Annotated in this window: 27 protein-coding genes; 16 read left to right on the plus strand and 11 right to left on the minus strand. The window is 61.6% G+C overall.

Features of this window, described 5'->3' with window-relative positions; all coding sequences use genetic code 11:
* Positions 1–40: 40 nt before the first annotated feature.
* Together D5301_RS01625 and D5301_RS01630 are read left to right on the plus strand one after the other, a co-directional pair.
* Positions 41–2,875: a TonB-dependent receptor gene (locus D5301_RS01625; RefSeq protein ID WP_153854592.1), complete on the plus strand. Its 2,835-nt coding sequence runs from the start codon at positions 41–43 to the stop codon at positions 2,873–2,875.
* A gap of 257 nt (positions 2,876–3,132) precedes the next feature.
* Positions 3,133–4,161, plus strand: a complete 1,029-nt coding sequence (locus tag D5301_RS01630; protein ID WP_110713849.1) for a hypothetical protein — start codon at positions 3,133–3,135, stop codon at positions 4,159–4,161.
* A gap of 8 nt (positions 4,162–4,169) precedes the next feature.
* On the opposite strand, the gene D5301_RS01635 is transcribed toward D5301_RS01630, so the two are convergent.
* The gene (locus D5301_RS01635; RefSeq protein WP_110713850.1) at positions 4,170–5,063 is read right to left on the minus strand and encodes a DMT family transporter; all 894 of its coding nucleotides are present in this window, start codon (positions 5,061–5,063) and stop codon (positions 4,170–4,172) included.
* Between the two features lie 65 nt (positions 5,064–5,128).
* On the opposite strand from D5301_RS01635, the gene D5301_RS01640 reads away from it, so the two are divergent.
* On the plus strand, positions 5,129–5,932 hold the full coding sequence (locus D5301_RS01640) for a helix-turn-helix transcriptional regulator (RefSeq protein ID WP_153854593.1): 804 nt from the start codon (positions 5,129–5,131) through the stop codon (positions 5,930–5,932).
* Between the two features lie 7 nt (positions 5,933–5,939).
* Here the strand turns inward: D5301_RS01640 and D5301_RS01645 are convergent, their stop codons facing one another.
* Complete coding sequence (locus tag D5301_RS01645) at positions 5,940–6,356, minus strand: hypothetical protein (protein WP_049461991.1); 417 nt, start codon at positions 6,354–6,356, stop codon at positions 5,940–5,942.
* A gap of 127 nt (positions 6,357–6,483) precedes the next feature.
* Here D5301_RS01645 and D5301_RS01650 point away from each other — a divergent pair, with 127 nt between their 5' ends.
* Complete coding sequence (locus D5301_RS01650; protein ID WP_110713852.1) at positions 6,484–7,125, plus strand: glutathione S-transferase family protein; 642 nt, start codon at positions 6,484–6,486, stop codon at positions 7,123–7,125.
* A 21-nt stretch (positions 7,126–7,146) separates the two neighbouring features.
* Here the strand turns inward: D5301_RS01650 and D5301_RS01655 are convergent, their stop codons facing one another.
* Complete coding sequence (locus D5301_RS01655; protein WP_110713854.1) at positions 7,147–7,554, minus strand: hypothetical protein; 408 nt, start codon at positions 7,552–7,554, stop codon at positions 7,147–7,149.
* A gap of 49 nt (positions 7,555–7,603) precedes the next feature.
* A complete protein-coding gene (locus D5301_RS01660) occupies positions 7,604–8,023 on the minus strand; it encodes an H-NS histone family protein (protein ID WP_111113055.1) in 420 nt (139 codons plus the stop codon).
* A 118-nt stretch (positions 8,024–8,141) separates the two neighbouring features.
* Here D5301_RS01660 and D5301_RS01665 point away from each other — a divergent pair, with 118 nt between their 5' ends.
* Positions 8,142–8,534, plus strand: coding sequence for a DoxX family protein (locus D5301_RS01665; RefSeq protein WP_032128569.1), 393 nt, complete (start codon positions 8,142–8,144; stop codon positions 8,532–8,534).
* A 3-nt stretch (positions 8,535–8,537) separates the two neighbouring features.
* Here D5301_RS01665 and D5301_RS01670 read toward each other — a convergent pair whose 3' ends face one another.
* Entirely contained in the window at positions 8,538–9,536 is a 999-nt protein-coding gene (locus D5301_RS01670; RefSeq protein WP_228756289.1) for a helix-turn-helix domain-containing protein, read from the minus strand.
* Between the two features lie 200 nt (positions 9,537–9,736).
* Between D5301_RS01670 and D5301_RS01675 the strand changes: the two genes are divergently transcribed.
* On the plus strand, positions 9,737–10,567 hold the full coding sequence (locus D5301_RS01675; RefSeq protein WP_153854595.1) for an alpha/beta hydrolase: 831 nt from the start codon (positions 9,737–9,739) through the stop codon (positions 10,565–10,567).
* A gap of 23 nt (positions 10,568–10,590) precedes the next feature.
* Here the strand turns inward: D5301_RS01675 and D5301_RS01680 are convergent, their stop codons facing one another.
* Entirely contained in the window at positions 10,591–11,238 is a 648-nt protein-coding gene (locus tag D5301_RS01680; protein ID WP_153854849.1) for a hypothetical protein, read from the minus strand.
* A gap of 188 nt (positions 11,239–11,426) precedes the next feature.
* Between D5301_RS01680 and D5301_RS01685 the strand changes: the two genes are divergently transcribed.
* Both D5301_RS01685 and D5301_RS01690 read left to right on the plus strand, forming a co-directional pair.
* Positions 11,427–12,248 carry a hypothetical protein gene (locus tag D5301_RS01685; protein ID WP_153854596.1) on the plus strand — a complete coding sequence of 274 codons (822 nt, stop codon included), beginning with the start codon at positions 11,427–11,429 and terminating at the stop codon, positions 12,246–12,248.
* Complete coding sequence (locus D5301_RS01690) at positions 12,245–12,760, plus strand: hypothetical protein (protein ID WP_153854597.1); 516 nt, start codon at positions 12,245–12,247, stop codon at positions 12,758–12,760. The genes D5301_RS01685 and D5301_RS01690 overlap by 4 nt, the downstream gene beginning before the upstream one ends.
* A gap of 296 nt (positions 12,761–13,056) precedes the next feature.
* Here the strand turns inward: D5301_RS01690 and D5301_RS01695 are convergent, their stop codons facing one another.
* Positions 13,057–13,824, minus strand: a complete 768-nt coding sequence (locus D5301_RS01695; protein ID WP_162622098.1) for a PIG-L family deacetylase — start codon at positions 13,822–13,824, stop codon at positions 13,057–13,059.
* Between the two features lie 1,212 nt (positions 13,825–15,036).
* On the opposite strand from D5301_RS01695, the gene D5301_RS01705 reads away from it, so the two are divergent.
* The 8 genes from D5301_RS01705 to D5301_RS01740 all read left to right on the plus strand — a co-directional run bounded on the left by D5301_RS01705 (position 15,037) and on the right by D5301_RS01740 (position 21,262).
* Positions 15,037–15,258: a hypothetical protein gene (locus D5301_RS01705; protein WP_153854598.1), complete on the plus strand. Its 222-nt coding sequence runs from the start codon at positions 15,037–15,039 to the stop codon at positions 15,256–15,258.
* A 65-nt stretch (positions 15,259–15,323) separates the two neighbouring features.
* Complete coding sequence (locus D5301_RS01710; protein WP_153854599.1) at positions 15,324–15,569, plus strand: hypothetical protein; 246 nt, start codon at positions 15,324–15,326, stop codon at positions 15,567–15,569.
* Between the two features lie 70 nt (positions 15,570–15,639).
* On the plus strand, positions 15,640–16,839 hold the full coding sequence (locus tag D5301_RS01715; protein WP_110713864.1) for a S1 family peptidase: 1,200 nt from the start codon (positions 15,640–15,642) through the stop codon (positions 16,837–16,839).
* Between the two features lie 638 nt (positions 16,840–17,477).
* Positions 17,478–18,323 (plus strand): HNH endonuclease signature motif containing protein, encoded by an 846-nt coding sequence (locus D5301_RS24120; RefSeq protein WP_228756290.1) that lies wholly within the window; start codon positions 17,478–17,480, stop codon positions 18,321–18,323.
* 114 nt (positions 18,324–18,437) lie between these two features.
* Entirely contained in the window at positions 18,438–18,968 is a 531-nt protein-coding gene (locus tag D5301_RS01725; RefSeq protein ID WP_143570088.1) for a hypothetical protein, read from the plus strand.
* 213 nt (positions 18,969–19,181) lie between these two features.
* Positions 19,182–19,400, plus strand: a complete 219-nt coding sequence (locus D5301_RS01730; protein WP_099476181.1) for an AlpA family phage regulatory protein — start codon at positions 19,182–19,184, stop codon at positions 19,398–19,400.
* A gap of 6 nt (positions 19,401–19,406) precedes the next feature.
* Positions 19,407–19,805 carry a hypothetical protein gene (locus D5301_RS01735; protein WP_101101264.1) on the plus strand — a complete coding sequence of 133 codons (399 nt, stop codon included), beginning with the start codon at positions 19,407–19,409 and terminating at the stop codon, positions 19,803–19,805.
* Positions 19,802–21,262, plus strand: coding sequence for a YfjI family protein (locus tag D5301_RS01740; protein ID WP_153854600.1), 1,461 nt, complete (start codon positions 19,802–19,804; stop codon positions 21,260–21,262). The genes D5301_RS01735 and D5301_RS01740 overlap by 4 nt, the downstream gene beginning before the upstream one ends.
* A gap of 213 nt (positions 21,263–21,475) precedes the next feature.
* Here D5301_RS01740 and D5301_RS01745 read toward each other — a convergent pair whose 3' ends face one another.
* The 4 genes from D5301_RS01745 to D5301_RS01760 form a co-directional block, all read right to left on the minus strand.
* Complete coding sequence (locus tag D5301_RS01745; RefSeq protein WP_228756291.1) at positions 21,476–22,336, minus strand: MobA/MobL family protein; 861 nt, start codon at positions 22,334–22,336, stop codon at positions 21,476–21,478.
* Positions 22,337–22,522: 186 nt separating this feature from the next.
* On the minus strand, positions 22,523–25,852 hold the full coding sequence (locus D5301_RS01750) for a type I restriction endonuclease subunit R (RefSeq protein ID WP_153854601.1): 3,330 nt from the start codon (positions 25,850–25,852) through the stop codon (positions 22,523–22,525).
* A gap of 4 nt (positions 25,853–25,856) precedes the next feature.
* On the minus strand, positions 25,857–26,213 hold the full coding sequence (locus tag D5301_RS01755; RefSeq protein ID WP_153854602.1) for a hypothetical protein: 357 nt from the start codon (positions 26,211–26,213) through the stop codon (positions 25,857–25,859).
* A gap of 3 nt (positions 26,214–26,216) precedes the next feature.
* Complete coding sequence (locus tag D5301_RS01760) at positions 26,217–26,552, minus strand: type II toxin-antitoxin system Phd/YefM family antitoxin (protein WP_153854603.1); 336 nt, start codon at positions 26,550–26,552, stop codon at positions 26,217–26,219.
* Between the last annotated feature and the right edge of the window lie 40 nt (positions 26,553–26,592).

The raw sequence follows: 26,592 nt of genomic DNA on the forward strand, positions 1-26,592 counted from the left end.
CGATGCGGAAACCCATTCAACTGGATTTGGAGAGAGCCAAATGCACTACAAGTACACCCTGCTTTCCCTGGCAGTGGGCACGGCCTTGGCCGCTGCCTGGTCACCGGCCGCGCATGCGCAGGATGACAGCGATAAAACACCGAAGAACCTCGATCGCATCCAGGTGACCGGCTCGGCCATCCGCAGCGTGGATATCGAAACGCAGCAGCCGATCATCGCCATCACCCGCGCGATGATCGAGCAGCAGGGCTTCACCACCATCGCCGACCTGCTGCAGAACCTGACCTCCACCGGCGCGCCAACCATTTCGCGTGCGCGCGCGTTGGCGTCCGGCGAGAACGTTGGCGGCTACTACGTCAACATCCGCAATCTGGGTGCCACGCGCACCCTGGTGCTGGTCAACGGCAAGCGGCTCGGCGCCACCACCAGCGGCCTGCAGGATCTCAGCCAGATTCCGATGAGCGCGGTGGAACGCATCGACGTGCTGAAGGACGGCGCCTCCTCGCTGTACGGCTCGGATGCAATCGCTGGCGTGGTCAACATCATCACCCGCAAGAACTACGAAGGCCTGGAAGTGTCCATGCAGCACGGACAGTTCAGCCAGGGCGATGGCAAGGACAGCACGTTCTCGCTGGTCACCGGCGCCCGTGGGGAGCGTGGCGGATACACCCTCGCACTGGAATACCAGAAGTCAGACCCGGTGTTTGCCCGCGACCGCGAGTTCTCCCGGTACGGCGGCGCCGGCCCCAACTATCCGGGCGCGGACTGGAGCAACATCAGCCAGAACGGTTCGTGGTGCGACCCGGCGCTCTACAAGTGCAATACCGGTGATGCGGTGTTCAAGACCCTCAATCGTGGTGGCGATCCAAAGAACCCGAACGACTACCACCCGATAACGCCGGCCGAGTTCGCCAACGGCAACGAGCAGATGCACCTGCAGACCGGCATCGAGCGCCGCTCGCTGTTCCTCAGCACCGACTACGCGCTGACCGACCAGATCAAGTTCACTGCCGACATCGGTTACAACGAGCGCACCACCGACCAGCAGATCGCGGGCTACCCGTACCAGTCGACCAAGTTCGGCACGCCGCTGGATGCGGCCAGCGTGTTCAACCCGGTCGACCACAGCATTGCGTTCAATCGCCGCCTGTGGGAGGTGCCACGCACCACCGAGAGCAAGCTGAAGTCGCTGCGGGTTGCACCCAGTCTGTCCGGCTACTTCGAGCTGGGCACCAAGACATACGACTGGGAAGTCGGCGCGTTGTTCAACCGCAATGAAGTTACAAAAACAGGCCGTGGCGACATGAGCCTGATCGCTTCCCGGCAGGCATTGGGGCCCTCCTACCTCGATGCCAACGGTGTGGCCCGGTGTGGCACGGCGGCATCGCCGGTCTCGGGTTGCCTGGCCTGGAATCCTTTGCTGCCGTTCGGAGTCGCGGGGGCTGGCTCTCTCTCCGATCCCGAACTGCAGCGCTTCTTGTTCCCGACGTTCAACGATACCGGCATCACCAAGACCCGCAGTTACTTCGCCAACATCTCCGGCCCGGTGATCGAACTGCCCGCCGGTGACCTGTCCGTCGCGCTAGGCTACCAGTACCGCAAGGAAGAAGGCCGCTTCGTGCCTGATGCCTTCGCCCAGTCGCGCCAGAGCACTGCACTGGGCGCCTCCACCACCGCCGGTGACTACAGCCTCAACGAGTTCTTCGCTGAAGTGAACGTGCCGATCCTGCGCGACCTGCCGTTCGCCAAGGAACTGACCGTGAACCTGGCTACGCGCTACTCCGACTACAGCAACTTCGGCAGCACCACCAATTCCAAGGCGAGCTTCGCCTGGCGTCCGATCGAAGAGCTCATGATCCGCGGCACCTTCGCCGAAGGCTTCCGCGCACCGAGCATCTCCGATCTGTATGGCGGCCTGGGCACCAGCTTCGAAACCTATGTCGACCCGTGCGGCATCGGCGCCACCAACAGCGTCAACGGCAACGCTGCCTGCAACGCTGCCGGCGTCCCGCTGGGCTACCAGCAGCTGAACCAGAGCCTGAAGCCCTGCGCCAGCTATCCGTGCGCCACGCCTGACGAGTTCACCACCGGCTCCGATCCGAAGCTGCGCCCGGAAGAGTCCAAGAGCAAGACCGTGGGCGTGGTCTGGAGCCCGCGCTGGGTCGACGGGCTGGACATCAACCTCGACTGGTACAGCTACAAGATCACCAACATGATCATCCAGGACAGCGTCGACCGTATCCTGCGTGACTGCTACGTGCTCGGCAACGCGTCGCGCTGCGGCAGCGTCAAGCGCGCTGGCGATGGCCACATCACCAGCATGTTCTACGGCCTGGCCAATCTGGGCTCGATGGAAACCGAAGGCTGGGACCTGGGCATCCGCTACCGCCTGCCCGAGTTCTCGTTCGGCCGCTTCACCATTGACCTGCAGAACAGCTATGTCTCCAAGTACGACGAGCAGAACCAGAATTCGGCCGGCGATACGATCATGATGGGCCGGATCGGCCAGCCGGGTATTTCCCGCCTGCGCTCGAACCTGGGCGTGAACTGGCAGCTCGGCAACTTCAGCACGCAGTACACCGTGCGCTACTACTCCGGCATGGTGGAAAACTGCGTACCGAACCGTCCTTGCACCCTGCCCGACCGCTACGCCTACGGTGAACCGGATGCCCTGCGCAAGGTCGGTTCGAATGCCTTCCACGACATCCAGGTCAGCTACAAGCTGCCGTGGGATGGCACCGTGGCGCTGGGTTCGAACAACGTGTTCAACCACCAGGGCCCGATCATGTTCTCCAAGCCGTCCAGCTCCTTCCCCTACTACGGTGGCTTCGATATCGGCCGCACCGTGTACGTGAAGTACTCGCAGCGCTTCTGACGGGCATGTCCGTGCTCGTGGCCGGCGGAAGGGGAGTCCGCCGGCCACGATGCACACCGCCTCCACCCAATCTCCATTGTTCTTCGACGGAATCTCCAAGGTTCCCGGCAACACTGATGTCATGACGGCTGAGGAGCAGGACCGCATGGATTGCCACGCGCCCCGACACTGCACGTCCGTCTCCAGGTTCACCACTGAATGTGACGGTGTGGCCGGGTTCCGATCTTCCGGACATGCCGCCGCAAGGGAAGTACGAGATGACGACGGCAGTTCGCACCGGCCTGACCGACCTGGTCGCTGACGCGCAGCGGTACCTGCGCAGGATTCTCCCGGGGCTTGCCTCGGCGGTGCATCCACTTGCTTCATCGCATGCCATTCCACACGCCATGGCATCGCGTTACCACCTCGCCGGGCTGATGCTGTACGGGGAAACCCCCGCCATGCTCGCCGTGGCCCGCGAACCAGGCGAATCCAGCACCCGCGTGATCCAGGATGTGCGCTGCCTGCGCTCTGCAGCGAATGCACTGGTGCTGTACGTCTCGCCCTATCTCACGCCGACCCAGCGCCGCTTCCTGGTCGAGAACCACATCGACTTCGTGGTCCCGCACACTCAGTTGTTCGCGCCCAGCCTGGCCATTGAGTTCCGCGACGACCCCGATCATGAGAAGAAGGCCATCTCGCTGCTGCCTTCGGCGCAGGCCGTGCTGATCCATGTGCTGCTGAGCGGCCAGTCGCGCTGGTGGTCACCGCGCGAGATCAGTGCCGTCGCCGGCTACACCTCGATGACGGCGTCGCGCCTGTCTGCCGAACTGGTCGGTCGCGGCCTGGTCGAGCGCTCCACCGGTGGCCGCGAGCGCTTCCTGAAGCTGGCCGGCAACCGCGACGAGGTCTGGGCCAGGGCACAGCCGTTCCTGCGTTCCCCCATCCTGAAGGAAGTGGATGTCTGCTGGGGCCCGACCGCCGAGGCACTCCGCGATGCGGGGCATCCGGCGCCGACGGCAGGCCTCGACGCGCTTGCTGAAACGTCACCGCCCCCGATCGGTGGCACCCGCGCACTGCACATCGATGCGTGGCGCCTGCTGGGCGCACTTCCCCTGCCCGGTCCGGACTGCCTCCAGAGCGCACGGCTGCAGATCTGGGCCTATCCGCCGGCATTCACCAGTATTGGCGATGTGGTGGACCCTCTTTCGCTGTATCTCAGCCTGCAGGGCAAACGCGGCCATGATGCAGACGCGCTGCAACAGCGGGTGGAACAGGCGCTGAGCGGAGACACGTATCCCGCATGACCGAAGCCCTATGCGGGCTGCTCGCTCGGCACTGCAGCAGCGCGCCTGGCGCTGTACTCGGCGAACACCACGCCGGACACCGCCAGCAGGCCACCGCCCAGTACCCAGCCACTGAGCGATTCTCCCAGCAGCAGTACAGCCAGTGCGGCGGTCACGATCGGCACCAGGTTGAAGAAGCCAGAGACGCGCGCAGCGCCCAGGCGTGACAGTCCGGTCATCCAGGTCAGCGGCGCCAGGATCGAAGCGCACACGGCGGCGAAGCCGATGCAGCCGACCGCCGTGAGGTTGTTCACCCCGGTGCCGACCAGCAGCTGTACCGGCAACAGGATCAGCGATGCAGCGGTGGCCTGCAGGAACAGCGACTCCAGCACCGACAGCGGAATCTTCCAGCGCTGCATCAGCACGTTGTAGGCGGCGAACGCCAATGCACCGATCAGCATGATCGCGTCGCCGCGGTTCAGGCCCTGCGCTGCCAACCGCGCCAGGTCGCCCTGCGAGACCACCGCCACCACACCGGCAGTGGAGATCACCGCGCCAAGAATGGAAGTGCCTCGCACCGGATGGCCCATGAACACGCGCGACAGCGCCAGCGCGATCAACGGAATCAGCGCCTGGATCACCCCCATGTTGGTGGCCGAGGTGAAGTGCGCCGCATAGTAGGCCAGGCACTGGTACATCACCCCACCCAGGCAGCCCAGCACCAGGAAGCGCCCGAGATTGGCGCGCACGGTCGGCAGGTTTTCGCGCAGACGTGGCAGCGCGAACGGCAGCAGGACCACCGCCGCGACCAGCCAGCGGAAGAAGCCGATGTCGATGGGGCCGACCGAGCCCGAGGCGAGCTTGGTGACGATGGTGTTCGCGCCCCACAGCAGGCAGGCGAGGATCGGGAAAAGATAGTTCACGGAACGCGGGTGTACGTGGGGGATTGCCCAGCGTACGCTTGGCGCATATCGAGGACATCCCGAAAATGCGCCACACCGACCCCGGCTTGCGGCAACCGATGGAGCCAATCCCCACCTTCCGCCAGCTGCCCGGTCCGATCTACTTCCGGCAGGGTGCGATGGAGCCCACGGACTGGGGGACGCACAGCCATCCGTGGGGCCAGTTCAACTTCGTCGCGCAGGGTGTGATGGAGATGAAGATCGACGGCGAATGGATGGTGTCCCCGCCGCACTACGCGATCTGGATTCCACCGGGAATGGCCCACTACTCGCGCAACCGCTCGCAGCTGGCCTACCGCTCGGCCTATCTGTCGCCGGCCTTGTCACGCCGCTTGCCTGATCGCTGCCGTGCACTGGAAGTCAGCCCGCTGCTGCGCGAGCTGCTGCACGAACTGGCACGGCAGGGCGTGACCGATCCGCGGACCCCGGCCCAGCGGCGCATGGCCGCCGTGGTGATCGACCAGATCGTCAATGCGGCCGTACTGCCCAGCTTCCTGCCGATCGCCAGCAGCGATGCACTGAAGCAGGTGATGGCGTACATGGAGAAACACCTGTCGATGGCCGAATCGGTTGCCGAAATCGCGCAGCGCCACCACATGAGCGTGCGCAAGCTGGAGCGCATGGCACGTAGCGAGCTGGGCATGTCGCTCGGCGACTGGCGTGGACGGGTGAAGTTCGTGCGCGCCACCGAGGCGCTGTGCACCCGCCGGCCGATCAGCCGGATCGCCGAGGAGCTGGGCTATTCCGGCGTCAGCGCCTTCGCCGAGATGTTCAAGCGGCACGCGCAGTGCACGCCGGATCAGTACCGGAAGCTGCATCGGGCGGGGTGAGGGCGGCCTAGAGAGCGATCAGCAGGTCCGCAAGCAGCCTCGGCAGGAACAAGGCGGCCAGAACGCAGGCGAACAGGATGAGAATGACCTTTGCCGTCAATGGGCGACGGCGGGGATTGCTGAAATAGAGGTGCAGATCGCGCAGTTCATCTTCCAGTCCCCTCCGCACGCCTGCGTTCTGTGTACCGGGTTCGAGCAGCTGGCGCTCAAGCGCCTTCAGGCGCTTCATCAGTTCACGCGGTGGTGTAGCCCGCAGGATCAGCTGATTGAGCTCCTGAAGCCGGCGCGACTGCGGCATCAGCGCTGCCACGAGATCATCCGGCGGAAGCTGTGAGACCCATCGCTGGGCGTCCGCATCCATCTCAGCCTGCAGCACATCGCGTTGCTGCTGCAGTTCGGCCAGGGAAGTGCGGCGCTGCCACATGAGGAGGCACAGGAGTGGTGGGTGGGGGGCAGTGTATCGCCCGCCGTCCCGGGAAGGGTGTCGATTTCCCGCCCCGTCGTTCGTCGGAACAGGAAAGGCAGGCCCTTCGACCTGCAGGAGTGCCACGATGTGCCCGATCCTCACCGCCTTCGCTACTTCCCCGGACCGCGGCCAGGGCCTGGCCCGTGACATGCGCGTGCGCTGGGCGCTGGAGGAGCTGGGCGTGCCCTACAACGTGCAGCTGCTCGGCTTTGCCGAGCTGAAGCAGCCCGCGCACCTGGCCCGCAACCCCTTCGGGCAGATCCCCACCTGGCAGGACGGCGGCCAGGTCCTGTTCGAATCCGGCGCGATCGTGCTGTACCTGGCCGAGCAGCATGCCGGCCTGCTTCCTGCTGATCCAGATGCACGCATGCGCGCGATCATGTGGGTGTTCGCTGCATTGAATACGGTGGAGCCGCCCATCGTCGAGCGCTCGATGGCCTGGGTGCTGGAGCGCGAACAGCCCTGGTATGCGCAGCGCCTGCCGATGCTCGATGAGCGTGTGCGTATGCGGCTGGCGCAGCTGTCCGCCTGGTTGGGATCGGCGTTGTGGCTGGAGGGCGAGTTCAGCGCCGGCGACCTGATGATGGTTTCGGTGCTGCTGCGCCTGAAGAGCAGCGGCCTCCTCGATGAGTACCCGCAGGTGGTGGCCTATGTGGGCCGTGCAACGCAGCGCCCCGCCTACCAGCGTGCGTTTGCTGCGCAGCTGGCGGTGTTCCAGAACGCCTGACGCTACGCCCGTGGGCAGGCCTCAGTGCAGACTGCGCCGACATGCGGCCTGCACCAGCATCAGCTGCGCCACCAGGATCAGCATCGCGCAACCTGACAGCAGCCACGGGTCGATGTACCACTGCGCGTTGAAGCTGAAATCTCCGGCGGAAATGCGCTTCCAGCCGTTGAAGTGCTGCATCGCCGCGACCATGAACGCGAAGCCACCCGCGGTGTACGACAACCACGGCACGATGAGGCCGCCCGGTCGCGCGAACAGCGTCAGCACACCCAGCACGCCGATGACCGTGCGCTGCACGCGGCAGTATGGGCAGACATAGGCCATCCCGCTCCATTCCACCGCCCAGGCCAGCAGGCTGACCAGCACGGCCGCGCCTGCGGCTGTGTACAGGACTTTCGGCGTGATCGTCATGCCACCCTCGTGTGCCATCCCGTGCTCCTTGGTTGAAAGACCCGGGCAGCGTAGCAGTGCCGCAGCCTCATCCCTTCTTGATGACGGTCCGCTTGCCGATGGTGCTGGTCTTGCCGGCGGTCGGCTTGGCCAGGCCAGGAATCAGGAAATCGGTGGCCTTGTGACCCATCGACACCTTGGACGCCAACCAGCGCGGCATGCGTCCGCGACCGGTCCAGGTCAGGCGCTTGTATTCCGGGTCGCGATACTTGGGCGCGACTTTGCCGGATTTCCGGCGGGCGGGCTTGCGGGCGGGCGCAGGTGTTTCCGAGGCTTCGCCACCGAAGAGTTCTTCGAGGGTGTAACCGGCCTCCGCCGCGGCGGCCTTCAACATCCGCCGCACCGCGCTGGCCGGGCGGCGGCTGGAAATGAGCTGTTTCCGCTGTTCAGCGGCAACCACCAAGGCGCCCAGCTCCCGAAGGCTGAGCGATTCAATATCAATCGTCATGGGAGAAAGGTCTCCTGCGGACGGCCAGCTGTCAAGGCGTCTTGCCCTTGGCGTAGACACGGGCTTCACTGCCGGTGGGCTCCGATCGCCTTCGCCGGCCACCTCCGAGGACACCGACGTGAGCCACTCATCCCATTCGCTCGCTTACCTGCTTGCACGCATCCTGCTGATGGCGCTGTTCCTCATCTCCGGCCTGGGCAAGCTCGGTGATCTCAGCGGCACCCAGGGCTACATGGAAGCGATGGGCGTGCCCGGCATCCTGCTCTGGCCGACCATCGCCTTCGAGATCGGCAGCGGACTGTGCATCCTGTTCGGCTTCCAGACCCGGCTGGTGTCGATCGTGCTGGTGGGTTTCAGCCTGGTCACCGCTTTCATCTTCCATCACAACTTCGCCGACCAGACCCAGCAGATCATGTTCCTGAAGAACCTGGGGCTGGCCGGTGGCTTCCTGCTGCTGGCCTGCACTGGGGCTGGGCGGTACAGCATTGATGGCAGGGGGCGGCGCGGGTGAAATTCATCGCTGTGCGCGCCGCCTGATCCGGAAATGATTCCGGTAGGCCGAAGGGGACATGCCAACGATGCTCTGGAATGCCTTGCGAAATGCGCTCACATCGTCGTATCCCAATGTCGAGGCCAGTTGCGCAACAGGGATATCGCCGAGCTGCAGCGCATCCCTGGCCTTGGCCATCCTGACCTGCCGGATGTAGTCAGCCGGATTGAGTCCCGTGGCCTTCTGGAATCGCCGGATGAATGTTCTTTCGGTCAGGTGGGCACGCTCAGCCAGGGTACTGACCGTGTGGCGCAATCCGGGTTCGGCAAGGATGGATCGCTGGACAGCCAGCAGCGCTGCGTCATCGTGATCCAGCTTTGGCAGGAATCCCTGCAGTGGCCGCTGGTCCTGCCGGATTCCGTCACTGAGCATGAAGCGTGCCGTTGCCAACATCACGCTGGAGCCCATCGTGCGATCGACGATCAACAGGCCCAGATCATTCCACGCAAGGATCGCGCCTGACGTAATGACGTCGCCATCATCGATGACGACGTTCTCGGTGGTCACCTGGACGTCGGTGTAGGTGCCGGCAAGCAGGCCCGCGAACGCCCAGTGCGTCGTGACCCGTCGCCGTGCAAGCAGGCCGGTCTGGGCAAGCACGAAAGCACCCGCGCAGACGGAGCACATGATCGTGCCGCCTGAATGGAGCGTTTTTAGCCACTGCGCCTCGTTTGGCATCGCGGACATGCGCTCAGGCATCGCCACGCTCGGCGGCGAGATCACGAAGCCAGGGGCGTTCACATCGCCGGGATCGCTGTCCCAGCAACATTCCATGCGGCCCGATTGCGGGTTCCATTGCCAATGCGTCACCCGGATGAAGCACCGCCGGTCATCCTCGTGAGGATACGCAGCCCATTCATTCGCGATCCGAAACAGATCGGTCAGGCCATGGATGGCCGCCATCTGGCAATCCGGGTAGATCAGCAGAGCGACTTCGATCCGCTTGTCAGTTTCGATACGCATGAATGTCACCTCCGCCAATTTCAATTGATAGAGCGCTACCTAGAATGGATTCGGGCGGAGTGATGGCTGCCTCAGCATAGAAGGAATCGCATGCCTGGGGCCACTCCCGCGAGATTCACCGTCAGCGTCCCTGCTCCTGCACCGATGCAGGCCGCCGCGACGCAGGACGTTCTCCAAACCCAACAGCGAGGAACCCCGAAATGGCTACGGTTACCACCAAAGACGGCGTCGAGATCTTCTACAAGGACTGGGGTCCGCGCGACGCCAAGGTCATCCATTTCCATCATGGCTGGCCGCTCACCGCCGACGATTGGGACGCGCAGATGCTGTTCTTCGTCAACAAGGGCTATCGCGTGGTCGCGCACGATCGCCGCGGACACGGCCGCTCCAGCCAGGTATGGGACGGGCATGACATGGACCACTATGCCGACGATGTTGCTGCAGTGGTCGAAAAGCTGGGCACCCAGGGTGCCATGCATGTGGGCCATTCCACCGGCGGCGGCCAGGTGGTGCGCTACATCGCGCGCCATGGCGAGAAGAACGTGTCCAAGGCGGTATTGATCAGCTCGGTGCCGCCGTTGATGGTCAAGACCGCAGCCAACCCACAGGGCACGCCCAAGGAGGTCTTCGACGATTTCCAGGCACAGCTGGCCGCCAATCGTGCGCAGTTCTACCATGACGTACCGGCCGGACCGTTCTACGGCTACAACCGCCCCGGCGCGAAGCCGTCGGACGCGGTGATCTGGAACTGGTGGCGGCAGGGCATGCAAGGCTCGGCCAAGGCGCACTACGACGGCATCGTTGCCTTCTCGCAGACCGATTTCACCGAAGATCTGAAGGGCATTTCCATTCCGGTGCTGGTGATCCACGGCGATGACGACCAGGTGGTGCCGTATTCCGACTCCGGCGTCCTTTCCGCGAAGCTGGTAAAGAACGGCACGCTGATCACCTACGAGGGTGCACCGCACGGCATTCCGACCACGCACGCCGACCGGATCAACGCCGACCTGCTGGCGTTCCTGGAGAGCTGATCGTGAAGGATCCGGGAAGTGCTTCAGGCACTTCCCGGACCATCCGGCAGGCGGATTCCATTCGCGGCAACGAAAGCGCGCGACGCATGCCAATAGGCCTGTGGTGGCGTGTGCAGCTCCGGCTGCGACCAGTAGTCATCGAGGTGCAGCGCACCCATCACGCCGCCCCATGCAGCACGCGCATCGTGGACGCGCATCCGCCAACGATGATGCGGCGGAAAGTAGGCGTAGTGTTCGAGCGCCTGCTGCTGCGCCTGCTCTTCGGCAATGCCTGCCTGATGGATCAGCGTCCACGCATGCATATGGCGGGCATGGGCAAGCGCACCGAGATACTCGTCCTCATCCAGCAAGGGAACCGACTCACCGCGAGCCAGGCACAACGCATCCGACTCGGTGTCGTACGCCAGCGACGGCTGCGCCAGTTCCGGGTTCTGGTGCCAGTACCCTTCACCCAACACGTGCAGCATCGCCCAGTGCCAGGGCTCGTCGTGGAAGATCAGTGCGTGCTCGTACTCGCAGCCAGGGGCCTGGTCGGGATAGCGTTGGCGTGCGTGTTCGATTGCCAGCGCTTCGGGAATCTGGCCGTAGCGCACCAGGCACCAGGCGAACAGATGCCGGCTGTCTTCGATTTCAGTGGTGAAGTCTTCCACGGACGTATCGGTGTTGGGCATGGTCGATCCCTGCATGCGAGCCACCCACCATCGGGCCCGACAAGTGTGCCGGAATGCACCAGCGAGCAGATCATCTTCGAAGTCAGCTGACGGACCAGACCACAGCAACGTAAACGAAAACTGAATCCGGACCACGGGTGACTGGGGGAGGGTGCACCACTTCTCCGTTGTATGCAGGCGATCCAGATATGCGCAATACGAATTCAACGCAAGGAACCTGTCCCGGCATCATGGAAAACCGAAGTTCATCGCAGAAATTCGCTGCAGCACTCATCATTGCCGTACTCGCCACGGGAGCAGTAGCGGCCTTTCTCCTCCTTCGCCCCACGCCACAGCCCTCGCAAACAGCACCGAGTGTTGAACAGGCGGGCGGGCAGCGCAGCGATCCAGCCACCTCACCATCCCTAGTGGCATCGACCGCGTCACGGCCTGCAAGCAGCACGAGCATGCTGTTTCCTGGTGTTCCGCAGAATCGCGATGCCATGGAGCCCAAGGACGATGATCCATTTGATGGGCGTAGCCGCGAAGAGCAACGCTGGCTGGACGAACACGGCTATCCGAATACCGCACAGTGGGCTTCCTATTCCAGCGCGCCCGATGCGTTGCTGGAACAGGCCGCCAGTAACGGCGACAAGCTTGCCCGCACGATGCTGGACTCGCGAAGGCTCCCCGATCGAGCGGCCCTGGACCAGATGATGTCGTCCGCAGTGGACGGCAACTACTTTGCGCTGCAGTTGCTTGCGACACATTTCGCATCCACCGGTCGAGCGGGAAACATCAACGCATACGCGGTTTCGCGTGTCCTGGAGATGCGCGCAGACCCTTCCGCCGCGCTTGGCAGGGAAATCATGTTCTCTGCGCCACTCACTATCGAGGAGCGGATGCAGGGGGAGGCCGAAGCACTTCGTCTGAACGCTACTTTCAACCAGCTTTACCAGGGAAGAACCGGCAACGCGTTCGTTCCCGATTACCGCCCGTTCCCCGTTGACAACTCGCAAGGATGGCAATGAAACCTGTAAGTAAATTCGTCCTGGCCACCGCAGCTTTCACCGTTACCGGTGTTGCTCTGGCCTGCACCGTTCTTCCAATGCTCCCGTTCTCGATATCGGTCGACCTGAAAGATATCGCGGCAGCCAAGCAAGCCGGCGCCTCCTCTGCAGAGGCACCCAACAAGGCATTCCTCAAGAAACTGGATGAGACCGCTGAAAGGACCTTCGGTGCGGATGCATGGCGCAACACGTCTTTCGTCGGCAACGTCATGTACAAGACAAAAATCATGATGATGACCGGCTCAAGCATGATCACCGTCAGCAAGCCGTGCGGGAAGTCGGCAGAAGAGTCAGGCGGCACTGAAGACAGCTTCGCCTCGACACCCCCGTCTGGCGGCGGCGGAGGTGGTGGCAGCACTGGCGGTGGTGGCGGGATCGGCGGCTGGTTCCCCGGTGGTGGTGGGTGCTTCGGCAACTGTCAGCCGCCCCCGCCCGGTCGCGTGGGTCCGATCGAGAATCTTCCGCGATCCTGAGGGCACTTCAATGGAAGGGCATCGCCGCAAGGTGCTGCCCTTGGTGCCCCCCCTGATGCATCAGCCAGAAGCCATCGGGGCGTCGTCACTGGACTTCGTCGGACGTTGATGTGGTGTCCACCAGCACCCACAAAATCCTCGAAAATGATTGATTTTATTAAAAATCAGTCTAATTCAATCTACTTTTGAATCACTAATCGACTCACACATCGCTCTACTGCTCGCGGCATCCGTTCTGCCGTGAACAGACCTGGGGACGTATAGGACCCCAGATCCATTCAGCCGAATAGCCATCCTCAGCCACCAGAATCAGAGCGGGAGTAGCTTCGCTTTATCCAAGCCTCGTAGATGCTGCCGGCCTCTGCCCAATCGTCATAGGGTGAACCCGCGTCGGTTGTCTCCTTGAGAATTCGGCCTGTGTACGCTTGCTGCAGCTCCCTTTTTCGCCCGGCCGCCAGCGAGTCGATATTCTCTGGCCGTTCTCCAATGTCATAGCCCACCCACCAAGCACGGTTGTATCCGTTCGGCGTGGCAGCCAGTACCGCGAAGCCGGTGGCGGTGTGATCCGTGTTGGGTTCGGGATTCAATGCAACGTCATAGTCCGGAGCGTTCACGTACGGCCTCGCATTCGTTGATGCCGCCTTATGCTCGTCCAAGATAGCTTTGAGTGTTTGGCAGACATCCTCCCAGCCAAGGTAGCTGGTCGAGCCATCAATAGCGCTGATTGGTGCGCTGTTGATTCTCAGCCCATCCAGCGAGCCATCTGGTAGCCGCAAGAAGTAGCTTGTCGTATTCCCACAGTCGCATCCGGTAATGGGGCGGCCATTGAACCAGTTCACCCCCCAAATCAGCGGATTTGGTCCAGTAGCCAAGCGACAAGACTCCAATGCTCCCTGCTCTCGTGCACTCCACCATCCAGGAACCGGTCCGCCCCCTGCATCGCCAGCCGTGAGGTAAATAAAGACCACTCTGGCGCCCGATTGAATATCGAGATATGCCTGCTCCCCACGGAACAGCTGCCAGTCATCCTGATGCGGCCCAACGTAGAAGGTCACATTCGTCATCTGAGACTCCCAAGCTTCACCCCTAATGGGCTCTGCCAGCTTAGGTCGCGCGACGCTCATAGACTGAGACGCGGCGCTCCCAACTTCCAACATCTACTAGGCATGCTCATGGCTGACATTGATATCAGCTGGGTCCAACCAGCTCTCCAGAATCTGTCCACAGAAATTGAGGGTCTGAGATCTCAGCTATCGATCATGCGCGTCGATCTCTCAGGCAAGGACTGGCGTACTGCAGACGAGGCCGCCCACTACCCCGGCGTGTCGTCCCGTCAGTTTCGAAGGAACGCCCCTGATCTGGGCCTTGTGCCCAGAAGCTTCATGGGCAAGCAGCTCTATGCGAAGAACGAGCTGTACAGAGCAACCGAAAACTCCCGCAACTGGAAATCTCGAGGGAACACCTGGCGCCTCCCTGGTTCCTACCTCGCCCCAGATGGAGGAAGCGCTGGCTCGGCTGCGGCACCATGACGAGCGCAAGGGGAAACCCTAGTGGCTCCTTCCGACAAGCTAATGACCGTTGCAGAAGCGGCAGAACAAAGCACGTGCTCTGCCAAGACGATACGCAGAGCTATTGATAGCGGGCGACTGACCGCTGTAAGACTCAGGCAGAGAGCCAAGTCGGATCGTATCCATCGAGAAGACTTGGAGGCTTGGTGGAGGCAGTGCCGCCTGCGACCCGCAGCAGTCCCAATAGACCCATACGTGACATCACCCCATCGCTCGATACGGCGAAGGCAAGGGGTCGAGAGAAGGCCAGGAATCAGTGCCAAGGGCAACACGCGCTGCCAGCGCTCTTGCCTTGGACAAGGCTGGCCGCCCATTCGTCCTTGGTCTGCCACATCTTCTGGACACCGATGTGCACACGCCCCCCGCGTTCCTTGGCTGGGGAAACTTGGGCGATCTGCCGACCGCTCCACCTCAGCACCCAGTTGTCACTCAGCTGGCCCCAGCCAGAGGGGACGGGAGCGGTGCGGAAACCCTGGTAGCCGTGCATGGGAAGCATGACCAGAAGGATATTGCCGAGCGTCTCAGCCGCTGCGATTCGCTCAACCGCAAGTTTTAACCGCTCAGGAAGCCCTGCCCCCCCCCTACCACTGCTGCCTCGTAGGCGTTTCCCTATATGTCGGCGAGTGATTTTCCTATTGCGAATATCCAAGTCCGTTGAGACCTTCCAGCTGCCCATCGGGCATTCATCAACTTGACAGTGGAGTGATCATGAAGATCCAAAATGTCTTGCTTGGTTTGATCGTTGCTGCCGCTGCAGCGGCCGGGACCGTAGGCGTTGTGCCCACCGCCAATGCCGCTTCCTTCCACACTTCGTGCGTCCCCGCCGGCGGCGGCATGGCTCGCTGCACCCAAACCTTCTGTCATGAAGGAGCGTGCGTAGTCACTGATACCTGGACGCAACCGATGCGCGAGGTCATCGAGTTCCAGTGACACCCAGGCGCAGCGGTATATGCCGCTGCGCTATTCAACGGAGTGCGGCATCCAGTATGCGGCCCATGTCAGAGAGCCCCAAGATCTTTCACCACCGACTGCCCCTGCTGAAGGAACCCGATCAGCAGACGGCCGCCGGCGACTTGCCGACCCATCTGCTCATTGAGGTAATTGGCCTGGAGCCGTCCCGCCGTCATCAGGTCGGCGTGCACATGCTGGGCATCACGGCCTTGAGTGGATCACCTGGTGACGCGAACTGGCCGCCGATGGGCAGCACTGACGTAGCCTGCCGGCTGTCGATCTTGGCGTAAACCGTGGCCATCGTCCTGCCGCCTCTGATGGTACTAATTTGAAAATCGCTACATCCAAAAGGAAATTGAAATGAAGCGTCTTCGTATTGCCGGAATTGCTGCAGCTGCGCTGTTTTCGTTCTACTCCAGCCATGCGCTGTGTTCTTCAGAGTTTGAGACCGAGGACAACAGCACCCCAATAGCTACATACTCAAGGATGTTCGGGGTATCCAAGATTGAAGCTCAGGCGCGATTCCTCGTCATGGCGGAATCGACCAAAGTACAAGAGATCCTTCGAACCAAGTATCCAACGACATTCGGCGGACTGTATGTGGAGCACCAGCCCCAATTCCGTGTTGTTGTACGTTTCACAGAGTCCCCGGTAGAAAGTCTGCGTTCAGTGACCGCGGACCCCGCCTTCGTTGCTCTGCCAGCATCCCATTCGTTGGTTGAACTTGGTGCGGCTCAACAAGCCGTTGGTGAGGAGCTCCATCGAAATGGGATCAATTTCCTCTCACGCCTGGACTTGGAGCATTCAACCGTTGAATTTTCTGTTGAAGATCCGCAGCTGGTGGAACAGCCCATGCGTTCCCTACGCTCGGAAATTCCGTTCATTCGATTTAAGAGAACCACTGGCTTCTTGCAGCCCACGCTACTGGAAATATCGCTGAGCTCTGCCCAGAAGCTCAAGGAGCCACCGGGATCCTACTGCACCAGCGGGTTTGGCGTTAAGAGCGGCACGACTCGCGGCATCACTACAGCGGGGCACTGCGATAACACGTTGACGCATAGTGGAAATCCCTTGACCTTTCAGGCCGAAAAAAAATCCGGCTCAGAGGACATTCAATGGCATACCTATCCAGACACGAGCCGGTATCACTACGTTCCCTCCCACCGCGTCGAGGCAGGATCTCAGAGCCGTCTTATGGTCGCCGTAAGGCCGCGCTCAGAGATGAAGGTGGGGGACATTGTCTGTAAGTACGGAAAATCAACGTATGAGACGTGCGGCCTCATCACCGATCTTAAATTTCAAGCAACCTTTGAAAACGCTATCGGCGAATTCGTTCGGGTGGTTAGCCCGGAAGGCCGCACCATGACGGATTTTGGCGATAGCGGTGGCCCTGTCTATGGGACGCAGAAGCCTGATGGGCGCTTCTACGACACCGCGTATGGCATGGTTCATGGGCGGGGCAATTCAGGGACAGAGTTCTATAAAGATCTCTTCTTCATGCCTACCGACTATTTCGCCAGCTTGGGCCTGCAGATCCTTACCACTGCGGATGATCCGTAACTCACAGAGGAACCCCCGGCTCGCCGGGGGTTCATTTCCCGCACTCCGCCGATGCAGTCGTCTATTGGCCAAGAGCACCTAGGTCCACGTCACCGTCCCGCTAAAACGGCATTTTCCAATTAGCCGGTCGCCACGATTGTCGGTCAAATCCACCTAGAACCAAGTCAATCCATCGCCTGTTGCTGAAAATGTCCAGCTGGAGATCACCAGAGGTCGTCCTCTGGATCACATCGTCATTGACAACCGGCGGGTTACGACTCGAGCCCAAGTCTAAGGGGAAAGATTTTCAGGCAATTGATGAATGCACATCAGCATGAGTTGGCCATCCCGGCCAACTTATGCCTACGCCCACAACTCTGGACTTCGCTGGACGTTGATGTGGTGGGCCCATCAGCAATCACATTCATCCCCCAAGAGATTGTGAGGGAAGACCTTTTCTTCAGAAGGCCAGCTGCGGTTACTCGCACCGTTACTCACATTCCCCAAAAGGGGACGGGATTCGAAGCCTGACGATCGCTGTGAGCAGTAGAGCAATAGTCCCACGCTGTACAGGAAAGTACTATCCAGTCTTCTTCATGGCGCCGCGCTTGGGGCGACCTCCATGGGCCGTGGGGACAATTGGGCAGGGGACGTAGCCGATGGCCGCTACACAGAAGCCGGGACGCGATGGCGTCAAGTATTGGCGAGCCGTCGACGCCATTGAGGCGTTGGGCAGCGCGTCGCTGGCCGAGGTCAAGGAGTGGGACCTGTCGCACCACCCTCACGACCCGCTGGGCAACGCCCGCGCCGACCTGGAGCTGTTCACTGTCAACTCGCCCAGCCGAATCCATTACAACTACTCGCGCACCAACTGGCGAAGTGACCAGGATCACCCGCATGACCGCCTGTTCAAGCTGGTCGATCCCGGCCCGCCGCGGCGCACCCGCTACGTGTTGTTCAACCCAGCGGACCACGGACACGTGGACCTGCTAAAGGGCGGCGACGGAAAGTGGAAGGTCATGCCTCTGGTCATGGTCGACCAAGCGCGGGTGGAGGCCGAAGCGCAGGCAGGGGCGTTCGCCGCTCAAGTGGATAGCGACCACGACGCCCGCGTCTCGGCGATGCGCGCTGTGGCCCAGCGCCGCGGCCAGCCTTTGTTCCGCGCCAAGCTGCTGGACGCCTACGGCGGCCGCTGCGCTGTCACCGGGTGCTCCGCGCTGGAGGTGCTGGAAGCCGCGCACGTGCTGCCTTACAAGGGCGCGCATACGAACCGGGTGGACAACGGCCTGTTGCTGCGCGCCGACCTCCACACGCTCTTCGATTGCCACCTGCTCTGGATCACTCCCGAGCATACGGTGGCTTTGGCACCATCGCTGCTGATCACCGACTACGCTGTCCTGCAGAACAAGGCACTGGTCCTGCCTGCAGCATCGGTTCACCACCCCAACCCGGCTCACCTCGCCCATCACGCTGCGCGGTGCCAAGCTGGCCATCCGAGAGCATGAACCCATGCGACTGTTTGAGCTGCTCAAAGTGTCTGTGTTCCATCGAGCGAACCAGCGCACAGACCGTCGAGTTAAGCTTCTCAAGTACACGAATCGTTGCGGATGGTCGTACAGGTGAAACAGAAGAGCGTTCAAGAAACCTTGGCAGCACTCGCAGCCATGTTCGACAGTACACCCGAAAAGTCCAGCCGCAGCGACGTCATCTTTTTCAACGGGCTGAAGCGCGAATCGGTAGTCGATCTGCTGAAGGCAGCCGCCGGCGCCATCCAAGAGAACCAAGAACCTGCTGCCTGGTCCTATCTCGTCCAAGCATCGGAACACTTGGGGTACCTCATTGGCATCAATGAAGCCGAGTCCCTGACTACGCCAGAACAGGCCATCAATGCGAAGCTAGAGCAATATGGCCGCAAAGGCGGATTGAAGAAGGGCGAGAACGCCAAGCAGCTTCAAGACGCTGTCGCCCGCAAACTCATTGCCGCGACACCCAAGAACGGATGGAAGAGCCGCCCAGAGGTCCATCGGCAGTTTTTCGAACTGGCCGACGAGGTCTCCGGATTCAATGCAACTGACTATCAGTGGCGCGCGTTGCTCAAGCGCCAGGACATCAAGAGAATCTTGCCTCCGACGAGCAGGCGAACCCGCTGATTGCATCTGCAGTACCGGCCAATGCGCTCCTGATACATCGCGGACTCCTGGCGAGCGTGCGGCACGCTCGTCCGAGTGCATCACAACGACGTTGAATTGCCGCTATTATTCAACCCGATAGCCGCTATAAAAGCGGATTGCATCCAGTAGGGATCGGCACTTTCTCTCCGAATTTTTAGCGTGTGTCCCAAGCATCAGCTTGCCGACACACTCATGAATTCGCAGCCACTCCAAATCATTTCCCTGCTCGAGACTACGAAGCGCCTGAACCTTGCGCGCTCCACGCTCTACACGCGTCTCGATCGGAAATCACCCTACTTCGACCCTGACCTGCCGAAGCCCGTGCGCTACGGCTCAAGCGTCGGCTTCATCGAGCACGAAATTGACGACTACATCCTTGGCCTGATGCAGGCCAGAGGGGGTGTGGACTGACAGTAGATGCGCGACTGGTTCGCGACTGTCCTGCGGGGAGTTGTTTTAAACGCTACCTGCCACACCCCGCCACACAACGTGGCGGACCACCTCACAAGACTCTGGGTAAACAAAATGCAGCACAACATCAACGATGACCTTCAGTTCGAAGCCGACGACATCATGGGAGCGCTTCGGGAATTGCAATCCAACCCTCAGCACCGGAAGGGCCAGCTCTTCTCGCTGCTCTATCCGGCGATCGTCGAGATGCTGGAAAAGAACGTCACACAAAAAGCGATCCTGGCCACCCTCGCGGAAAAGGGGCTGAAGCTCCATCCTGCCCGCTTCAAGGAGATGATGGCGATGGAGGCCCAGAAGATCCCCAGCATTTCGGGCTCCCGCGTTGAAGAGGAGGGTAAGGAATGAACACTCCCTATCTGCCTCGCGCCTACCCCATCCACGCTATGTACAGCGCCATCCGGGACGCGATCCTGGAAGTCCAGCACAACCTGAAAGCGCCCGACGCGCTGATCGCCGGTTCGTTCCTCACGGCGATGTCCATCGCGTCGCAGGGAGATGTGGATGTCGAACTCCCCACTGGCCAGCTCCGCCCGGTTTCGTTGGATGTCTTGGTCATTGCCGATTCCGGCGAACGCAAGTCGGCCACCGACAGTATTGTTGGCGCGCCCATCTACGAGCACGACGAGAAGGTGGCAAGAGATCACGCCCTGGCCCTGCTCGCCTACAAGGCAGACCGGCGCCTTTGGGATGCCAAGGAGGCGTCCCTGCAACGCAGGGTAGCCAAGGCACTGGACAGCGGCACAGACGACGACATCGAACAACTGCGCGAAGAACTCATCAGCCATGGCGCGTGCGAGCCCGCCAAGCCTGTCCTCAGTCGCATCGTGCACCAGAACATCACCGAACGCCCCCTGATGGAAAGCATGCAGGGCGATGGCAAGTCGATCGCAATCCTGAGTGATGAAGGCGAAATCGTGCTCAAGGGAGGTGCCATGAACAAGTTTGGCACGCTCAACAAGGCTTGGGACGGCGCCAAAACACTGACGCTGGATCGCGCAGACGACAGCATCGTGGTCAACAATCCTCGCCTGACCATCAGCATGATGGTGCAGGAAAGGGTGTTCAGGGAGTTCATGAACAAGCGGGGTGAGGTGGCTCGCGGGTCCGGTCACCTCGCGCGATACCTCGTCGCGTGGCCCGCGTCCACGCAGGGCTTCCGCTTCATGTCGCTTGAGGAACCTGTCTGGGAGCAGCTGCCCCGATTCCATCAGCGTGTGAGCGAACTTCTCACGGCCGCACAGGCACGTCGTATCGCCGGTGATAACACCCGTAAGACGCTCACGTTCACGCAAGAGGCGAAAGAGCTTTGGGTGAACACTCAGAACGCGATCGAACCGCGCCTGCGCCAGGATGGCGATCTGTCCAGTGTTCGGGACTTCGCATCAAAATCGATGGAGATCACGGGACGGGTTGCCGCAATCCTGCACCATTTCAGCGCACAGGAGGGCAACCTGATCACTAAGGAAACTCTGGGCCGAGCGCTGGAAGTCGTGGGCTGGCACTTCCAAGAGTTCCTCGATGTATTTGGAGACAGGAATCACGAGCCTGAGCAGGCCAAGGATGTCCGCACTCTGGCCATGTACCTGTGGAGGCGCTACTGGTGTGCTGGATATGGGGCGGCTGTGCGCAACGAAGTACGAAAGAGCGGCCCGATCCGGAACCAGGGACGCTTCGAAGCGGCACTCCATCAACTGCAGATGGAGGACTCTGTCCGCGTGATGCATCAAGACGCCGCCCGAGGGAAAGGCAGGCTCTGGATCCACTTGAACGGGGCAGTCTTCAGCCAGATCACGACCCAGTAGGAGACCCTGCCAACTACAGCGACCGAGGCCGCCCCGTTAACGGGGCGGCCTCGCTCCTTATCCCCCTGCCGAAAGGCCGATTTGAGGGAACAACCGATTGCACGACGTGCGATTCTGCTACAAGTGCCGCAAATCGCCCCCAGCGCAGGCCTACCGGCACGCCGCTAGGGTCATGGCACTGACCCACCAACCCATCGTAGCCCCCACGGCAGGTCAGGCCGAATCGCTCTCGCCATTTCGACGTACCGAAACGTATTGAGCCTTCTCCTGCGGTGACATTCCTCGAATCCTCGCCGGTCCGAGATGGCGTTCAGCCCTTCTATCAGCGCCCTGCTCCTTGAGCGTCCGGTGATCGACCCTCGCAGCATGCCCGTTGATCTCAAGATGCTGATTGATGGTGTCCGCCACCGACTTTCGCATCGCGATGACCTCGTCCCTGAGCTGCATGCGATTGCGTCCTCCACTGGCTTTCCTGCGACCGCCATCCTCCGGTCGCTTACTGTTGTACCGAGTGAAGAAGCGATCTGAAGATCGCTCGACTCCATCATCCATGCGATCACACGTCATCAGGTGGAGATGTGGATTGGCCTCACCCTCCAGCGAGGATGATGGCGCATGGATTGCAAACTGGTATGGCTTTCCAGGCGTCAGCTTCGCAACGATATCGTCCACCAAAGCCGCGTTCTGCTCCGCTGTCAGCTCAGCAGGCAGCGCAATGATCGCCTCCCGGTATGCGGCACCGTTCTTGCGTTCGTACTTGTCCGCGGCCCTCCACATGACCTTCGGATTGTTGTCCGCCCACCGCGGCAGGTTTCCATGGCTCGCATGAACCAGATCGTCGCGTTTGCGGTGAAAGCCATTTCTGGCGATGTAATCCGCATGGTCACCTGCGGTTCCTTTGCCTCCACTCTTGATTTGAACATGAAACGTTGCCATCAGCGCACTACCCTTTTCTTGGTTGTAGAAATGAAAAGACCGGCCAGGTTGCCTTGGCCGGTCTTTGAGCAATTGAAGTGATTCGTGGGGAAACGGTAAGTGCGCGAAGGCTTTGCCCCCCCTATCAATATGGGACAAGCCAGCACTGATTACTGCGAACTACCAATCATCGAACCCACCCTTGCTCATAGGGTAGTGTTACGCAGGTATAAAATTACTTTTACTGGTTCTTCATGACACTGAAGTTGGATGGCGAAAGCGGCTCGCTTGAGCAACACAGCCAGACCTTCGGCGGTCCAGGCCTGAGATGCCTACCGACACGCGTCAATGAAGCATCCGCGCACTGCCGCTGGCAGCACCGGCAAACAGATAGGCGAACACGGCATCGCCCTTGCTCACCACCTCGTCTTCGGAATAGCCCATGTCGGCCATTCCGCTGTCCCACAGATGGTTCTCGATCTCGTGACGCAACTGCGCCTGCTTCGCTGCCATGTCGCGCAGGTGGCCCATCAGCAGATTGCGCTCCTCCAGCCTCGCCAGCAGCTCGACGGCCGCCTTCTTGACCGCCTCCCGGTCCTTCCGGCTGAGTGACTTCTTCCGCAACAGGTCGAACACGGCGAGCTGCTGCTCGGTCTCCAGGCCTTCCCGCTGGAAGCGCCTGGCTTCCTCGTCCATCTCGTCATGGGTAGCGAACAGCTCTCCCATCACTTTCTGGATCTCAGCCTCGTCCTTGTCGGTGTTGTACTCGGCAACGATGCGCTGGAACTTCTCGTACAGGTCGATCCGCGTCGGGTTCTCAAGCACCATAGCCTTCAGCCCTTCCTCGATCTTCTCCATGAGGTTCAGCGCGACCAGATTCTTCTGCTTGATGTTCTGGAACTCCGCCCGCAACCGGTCGAAGTCGATGGTGCTCAGGTCGAACTGCGCAGGCGCCTTGCTGGCCCCCTGCTCCAGGCCAATGCCAAGGTCCACCACGTCATAGAAACCCTGCAGCAGCCTGGTGATATCCGGCGACGTGCGTGCCGCCTGCAGCTTGTTGTAGATGGCGTTGAGGGCGCTCTCCTGCTCGTCATAGGCGAACAGGCCGGGATTCGGGAACAGGCCGCGATACTTGGCCGCAACGTCCTCCACGATCACCATGAAGGTCTTGCGCCGCTCATGGCTGGCCGCCAGCAGATCGCAGGCCTCCAGGATTTTCTCGCCCTTGTCCATGCCCTGGGCGTCGATCACGTCCTGCAGCTCGAAGCCAAGGTCCGCCAGGAACTCGGCCGCATGCTCGATGCTCGCGGCATACTCGGCAATCCCTTCGGCGTCGTCTTCCAGATAGCCGGGGTCCTCGCCTTCGCCAACTTCCAGCTTGCCGTCCCGGTCGCCCTGGGCGAACGTCGCCAACGCCTTGCGCAGGCTCTTGATCATGCCGTTGTAGTCAATGATCAGGCCGTTGGCCTTACCTCCCCCAACGCGGTTCACCCGGGCAATGGCCTGCATCAGGGTGTGGCCCCGCATTGGCTTGTCCAGGTACAGGGTGGCCAGTGACTTCACGTCGAAGCCGGTCAGCCACATCGCGCAGACGATGGCGACTCGGAACGGGTTCTCGGCCTTCTTGAACTCCTGCTCCAGGTTGCGCGAGGTCATCTTGGCCCGATGCGGCGCGATGTCGAGCGGCTCACCACGGTGATTGGTCCACTTCGTGAACTCCTCCACCTCGCCCTGCTCGCTGGACACCACCACGCAGAATTCGGTTTCGCGCATCCACTCCAGGCGTTCGCGCTTTTGCTGCATGATCCTGGGCAAGGGGCGCTGGGGATACTTGGCATTGAAGATCGCCTCGTCGGCGAGCAGCTCCACTTTCAGCATGTCGCCCAGCGCCTTCCACTTGTCGGCGATCAGGTCGTACATCTTCACGCAGGTGATCTTGTCGATGCAGACCATCAGCGCCTTGCTGTTGCCACCGGAAACGGCATTGCGGCGCTGCGAGTAGTGCTTGACGAAATCCTCCGCCACCGCGTCCAGGCGCGTGGGCGAGGTGAAGATGGTGTATTCCCTGGCCAGCTTCCTGTAGAGCTTGTCTTCCTTCTCGTCCGTCCACGGGTCTTCCGCCGTGGAGTCGAGCCTGGCTTCCTCGATGTAGCGGGTGATCTTTTCGTTCAGATCATCATCAACGATCTTCAGCTTCTCACCGTGGTTCTCATACTTCAGCGGCAGGGTCGCGCCATCAGCGACCGCACGCTGGAAGTCGTAGACAGAGACGTAGTCGCCAAACACTTCGCGGGTCAGCTGCTTCTCCGCCGCTTCGATCAGCGGCGTGCCGGTGAAGCCGATGAACTTGGCATTGGGCAATCCCTTGCGCATGTTCAGGGCCAGGCGTCCGTACTGGCTGCGATGCGCCTCGTCGCTGATGACGATGATGTCGCCGCGCTCCGAATAGGGCTCCGTCACGCGCTCGCGGTACTTCTGGATCAGGGTGAACACATGGCTGCGGTTGCTGTCGCGGAGCATGGCCCGCAGGCTGGCGCCGCTCTGGGCCTGGTCATCCTTGGCATTTGCGCGCCCGCAATGGGTGTAGGTGCCGGCGATCTGGTCATCCAGCTCGCTGCGATCGGTGACGACAACAAAGGTGTAGCCCGCCGACACCCTGCGCCGGATCTTCTCGCTCAGGAACACGATGGAGTACGACTTGCCCGAACCCTGGGTATGCCAGAACACGCCGAGCTGGCCCTTCGCCAGCTCGGCTTTCACCTTGTCATCGTCCGACTGCAGGCGCGCAATGACGCGGTTCACGCCCAGATACTGGTGATTGCGGGCCACGATCTTCGCGGCACCGCCTTCGCTGGTGTCGAACAGGATGAAGTTCTCGACGATGTCCAGCAGCTGCGCCCTGTCCATCATTCCGCGCAGCAGCAGCGGAAGCTGCATCGTGCTCTTTCCCGGCTCCGGATCGTCCTCGTCCAGCCGCTTCCACTGATAGTGATGCTCGGGCGTGGCCGTGATGCTGCCGTACTTGGCGATGTGGCCATTGGAGAACACCACGAACTGGTTCCAATGGAACAACTGCTCGACGCTGCCCTCGATGGCGGCCTGCTTGCCGGATTCGTCGGTGCCGCGATAGTCGCGGTAGTTCTTCTTGTAGGCGTCGTGGTAGTCCACGTCGAAGCGCTTGAGCTCGACGAACACCAGCGGCAGGCCGTTGACGAAGCCCACCAGATCAGCGCGACGCAGGTAGTTTCTCCCGCGCACCCACAGCTCGCGCACGGCCTTGAAGCTGTTGTTGTCCGGATCGACGAAATCGACCAGCCGCAGGCGGCGTTCCACGGCTCGCCCGGCACCATCCTTGAACCGGACCAGCGCACCGTTGCGCAACAGCTCGTACTTGTCCTGGTTGATGGCGACCAGGGTCTTGGCGTGATCGTGGGCGGTCGCCTGGTCGATGGCCTGCTGGTAGGCCTCTTCGGGCAGACCGGGATTGAGACGCTCCAGCGCGGCGCGCAGGTCGGGCTTGAGCACCGTCTCGGTGAAGTTGTTACGTCCGGTGAGATGCGGCCTGTCCTCGGTCTCGGCCTGGGCATGGATCGACGACCAACCAAGCTCACCCAGGATTGCGGCGGCATCCTTCTGGATCATGCCGTCTTCGCTGTAATCCCCCCGTGCGTTCATCGCCTTACGCCTCGCTGAAGTCGAAGCCGCACTGGCGGTGATGGCGCAGCGTCAGCAGATGGATGCAGTCCTGATGGATGGCATACAGCGCCAGGTATTCTTCCAGAATGTACTCGCGCAGCTCGATGTCATCGCCCAGCAGGTCGCGCACGGCTGTCCAGGCAGCGAGCACTTCGGGCGCTTCAGGGTTGTGGGCGATGAATTCGCGCCCGATGCGCGGCGTCTGAGCCAGGCGCTTGGGCAAGGCGTCATAGGCGTCGTCCAGCAGCTCCTGCGCCGCGGCATCCGCGCTAACGCCGATCAGGTACGCCACGGCCTCGTCCAGTCTGCGCTCGTAGGCCGCACCCAGGACGACCTGCATGCGTCAGGCGTCCGTCTTGCGTGCGGCCCTGGCCGCGTCCAGCCGGGCCTGCGACCGCGACCTGGCCTCCTCCACCGGGATCCCGGGCTTACCCGCGCGAACGTCCTGCAAACCGGCGGCCACGTCGTTCAGCAGGCCAAGTTGAAAGTTGGCCCGCGCTAGGGTTTCGCGCTCCAGCCGGTGGTAGTAGTCCAGCTTGCGTGCGTCCACCAGCGCCACATAGCTCTCGCCGTTGCGGGTAATGATCTTTTCGTGGCCGGCGCGGACTTCATCGGCCAGCCGGGTCAGGTCGGCACGGGCCTTATTGAAGGGCACGATGTCCTGCGAGGTAATAGGCATGGCGGGCTCCGGGAGTTAGTACATGCAAACCTTAATGTAT

The sequence above is a fragment of the Stenotrophomonas sp. MH181796 genome, assembly GCF_009659995.1.
Lineage (GTDB): Bacteria > Pseudomonadota > Gammaproteobacteria > Xanthomonadales > Xanthomonadaceae > Stenotrophomonas > Stenotrophomonas riyadhensis.

Coding starts and splice junctions, on each gene's coding strand:
- D5301_RS01625 (WP_153854592.1), top strand. CDS start 41: ATGCACTACAAGTACACCCTGCTTTCCCTGGCAGTGGGCACGGCCTTG.
- D5301_RS01630 (WP_110713849.1), top strand. CDS start 3,133: ATGACGACGGCAGTTCGCACCGGCCTGACCGACCTGGTCGCTGACGCG.
- D5301_RS01640 (WP_153854593.1), top strand. CDS start 5,129: ATGCGCCACACCGACCCCGGCTTGCGGCAACCGATGGAGCCAATCCCC.
- D5301_RS01645 (WP_049461991.1), bottom strand. CDS start 6,356: ATGTGGCAGCGCCGCACTTCCCTGGCCGAACTGCAGCAGCAACGCGAT.
- D5301_RS01650 (WP_110713852.1), top strand. CDS start 6,484: ATGTGCCCGATCCTCACCGCCTTCGCTACTTCCCCGGACCGCGGCCAG.
- D5301_RS01655 (WP_110713854.1), bottom strand. CDS start 7,554: ATGGCACACGAGGGTGGCATGACGATCACGCCGAAAGTCCTGTACACA.
- D5301_RS01660 (WP_111113055.1), bottom strand. CDS start 8,023: ATGACGATTGATATTGAATCGCTCAGCCTTCGGGAGCTGGGCGCCTTG.
- D5301_RS01670 (WP_228756289.1), bottom strand. CDS start 9,536: ATGCGTATCGAAACTGACAAGCGGATCGAAGTCGCTCTGCTGATCTAC.
- D5301_RS01675 (WP_153854595.1), top strand. CDS start 9,737: ATGGCTACGGTTACCACCAAAGACGGCGTCGAGATCTTCTACAAGGAC.
- D5301_RS01680 (WP_153854849.1), bottom strand. CDS start 11,238: ATGCCCAACACCGATACGTCCGTGGAAGACTTCACCACTGAAATCGAA.
- D5301_RS01685 (WP_153854596.1), top strand. CDS start 11,427: ATGCGCAATACGAATTCAACGCAAGGAACCTGTCCCGGCATCATGGAA.
- D5301_RS01690 (WP_153854597.1), top strand. CDS start 12,245: ATGAAACCTGTAAGTAAATTCGTCCTGGCCACCGCAGCTTTCACCGTT.
- D5301_RS01695 (WP_162622098.1), bottom strand. CDS start 13,824: ATGACGAATGTGACCTTCTACGTTGGGCCGCATCAGGATGACTGGCAG.
- D5301_RS01705 (WP_153854598.1), top strand. CDS start 15,037: ATGAAGATCCAAAATGTCTTGCTTGGTTTGATCGTTGCTGCCGCTGCA.
- D5301_RS01710 (WP_153854599.1), top strand. CDS start 15,324: ATGTCAGAGAGCCCCAAGATCTTTCACCACCGACTGCCCCTGCTGAAG.
- D5301_RS01715 (WP_110713864.1), top strand. CDS start 15,640: ATGAAGCGTCTTCGTATTGCCGGAATTGCTGCAGCTGCGCTGTTTTCG.
- D5301_RS24120 (WP_228756290.1), top strand. CDS start 17,478: ATGGCCGCTACACAGAAGCCGGGACGCGATGGCGTCAAGTATTGGCGA.
- D5301_RS01730 (WP_099476181.1), top strand. CDS start 19,182: ATGAATTCGCAGCCACTCCAAATCATTTCCCTGCTCGAGACTACGAAG.
- D5301_RS01735 (WP_101101264.1), top strand. CDS start 19,407: ATGCGCGACTGGTTCGCGACTGTCCTGCGGGGAGTTGTTTTAAACGCT.
- D5301_RS01740 (WP_153854600.1), top strand. CDS start 19,802: ATGAACACTCCCTATCTGCCTCGCGCCTACCCCATCCACGCTATGTAC.
- D5301_RS01750 (WP_153854601.1), bottom strand. CDS start 25,852: ATGAACGCACGGGGGGATTACAGCGAAGACGGCATGATCCAGAAGGAT.
- D5301_RS01755 (WP_153854602.1), bottom strand. CDS start 26,213: ATGCAGGTCGTCCTGGGTGCGGCCTACGAGCGCAGACTGGACGAGGCC.
- D5301_RS01760 (WP_153854603.1), bottom strand. CDS start 26,552: ATGCCTATTACCTCGCAGGACATCGTGCCCTTCAATAAGGCCCGTGCC.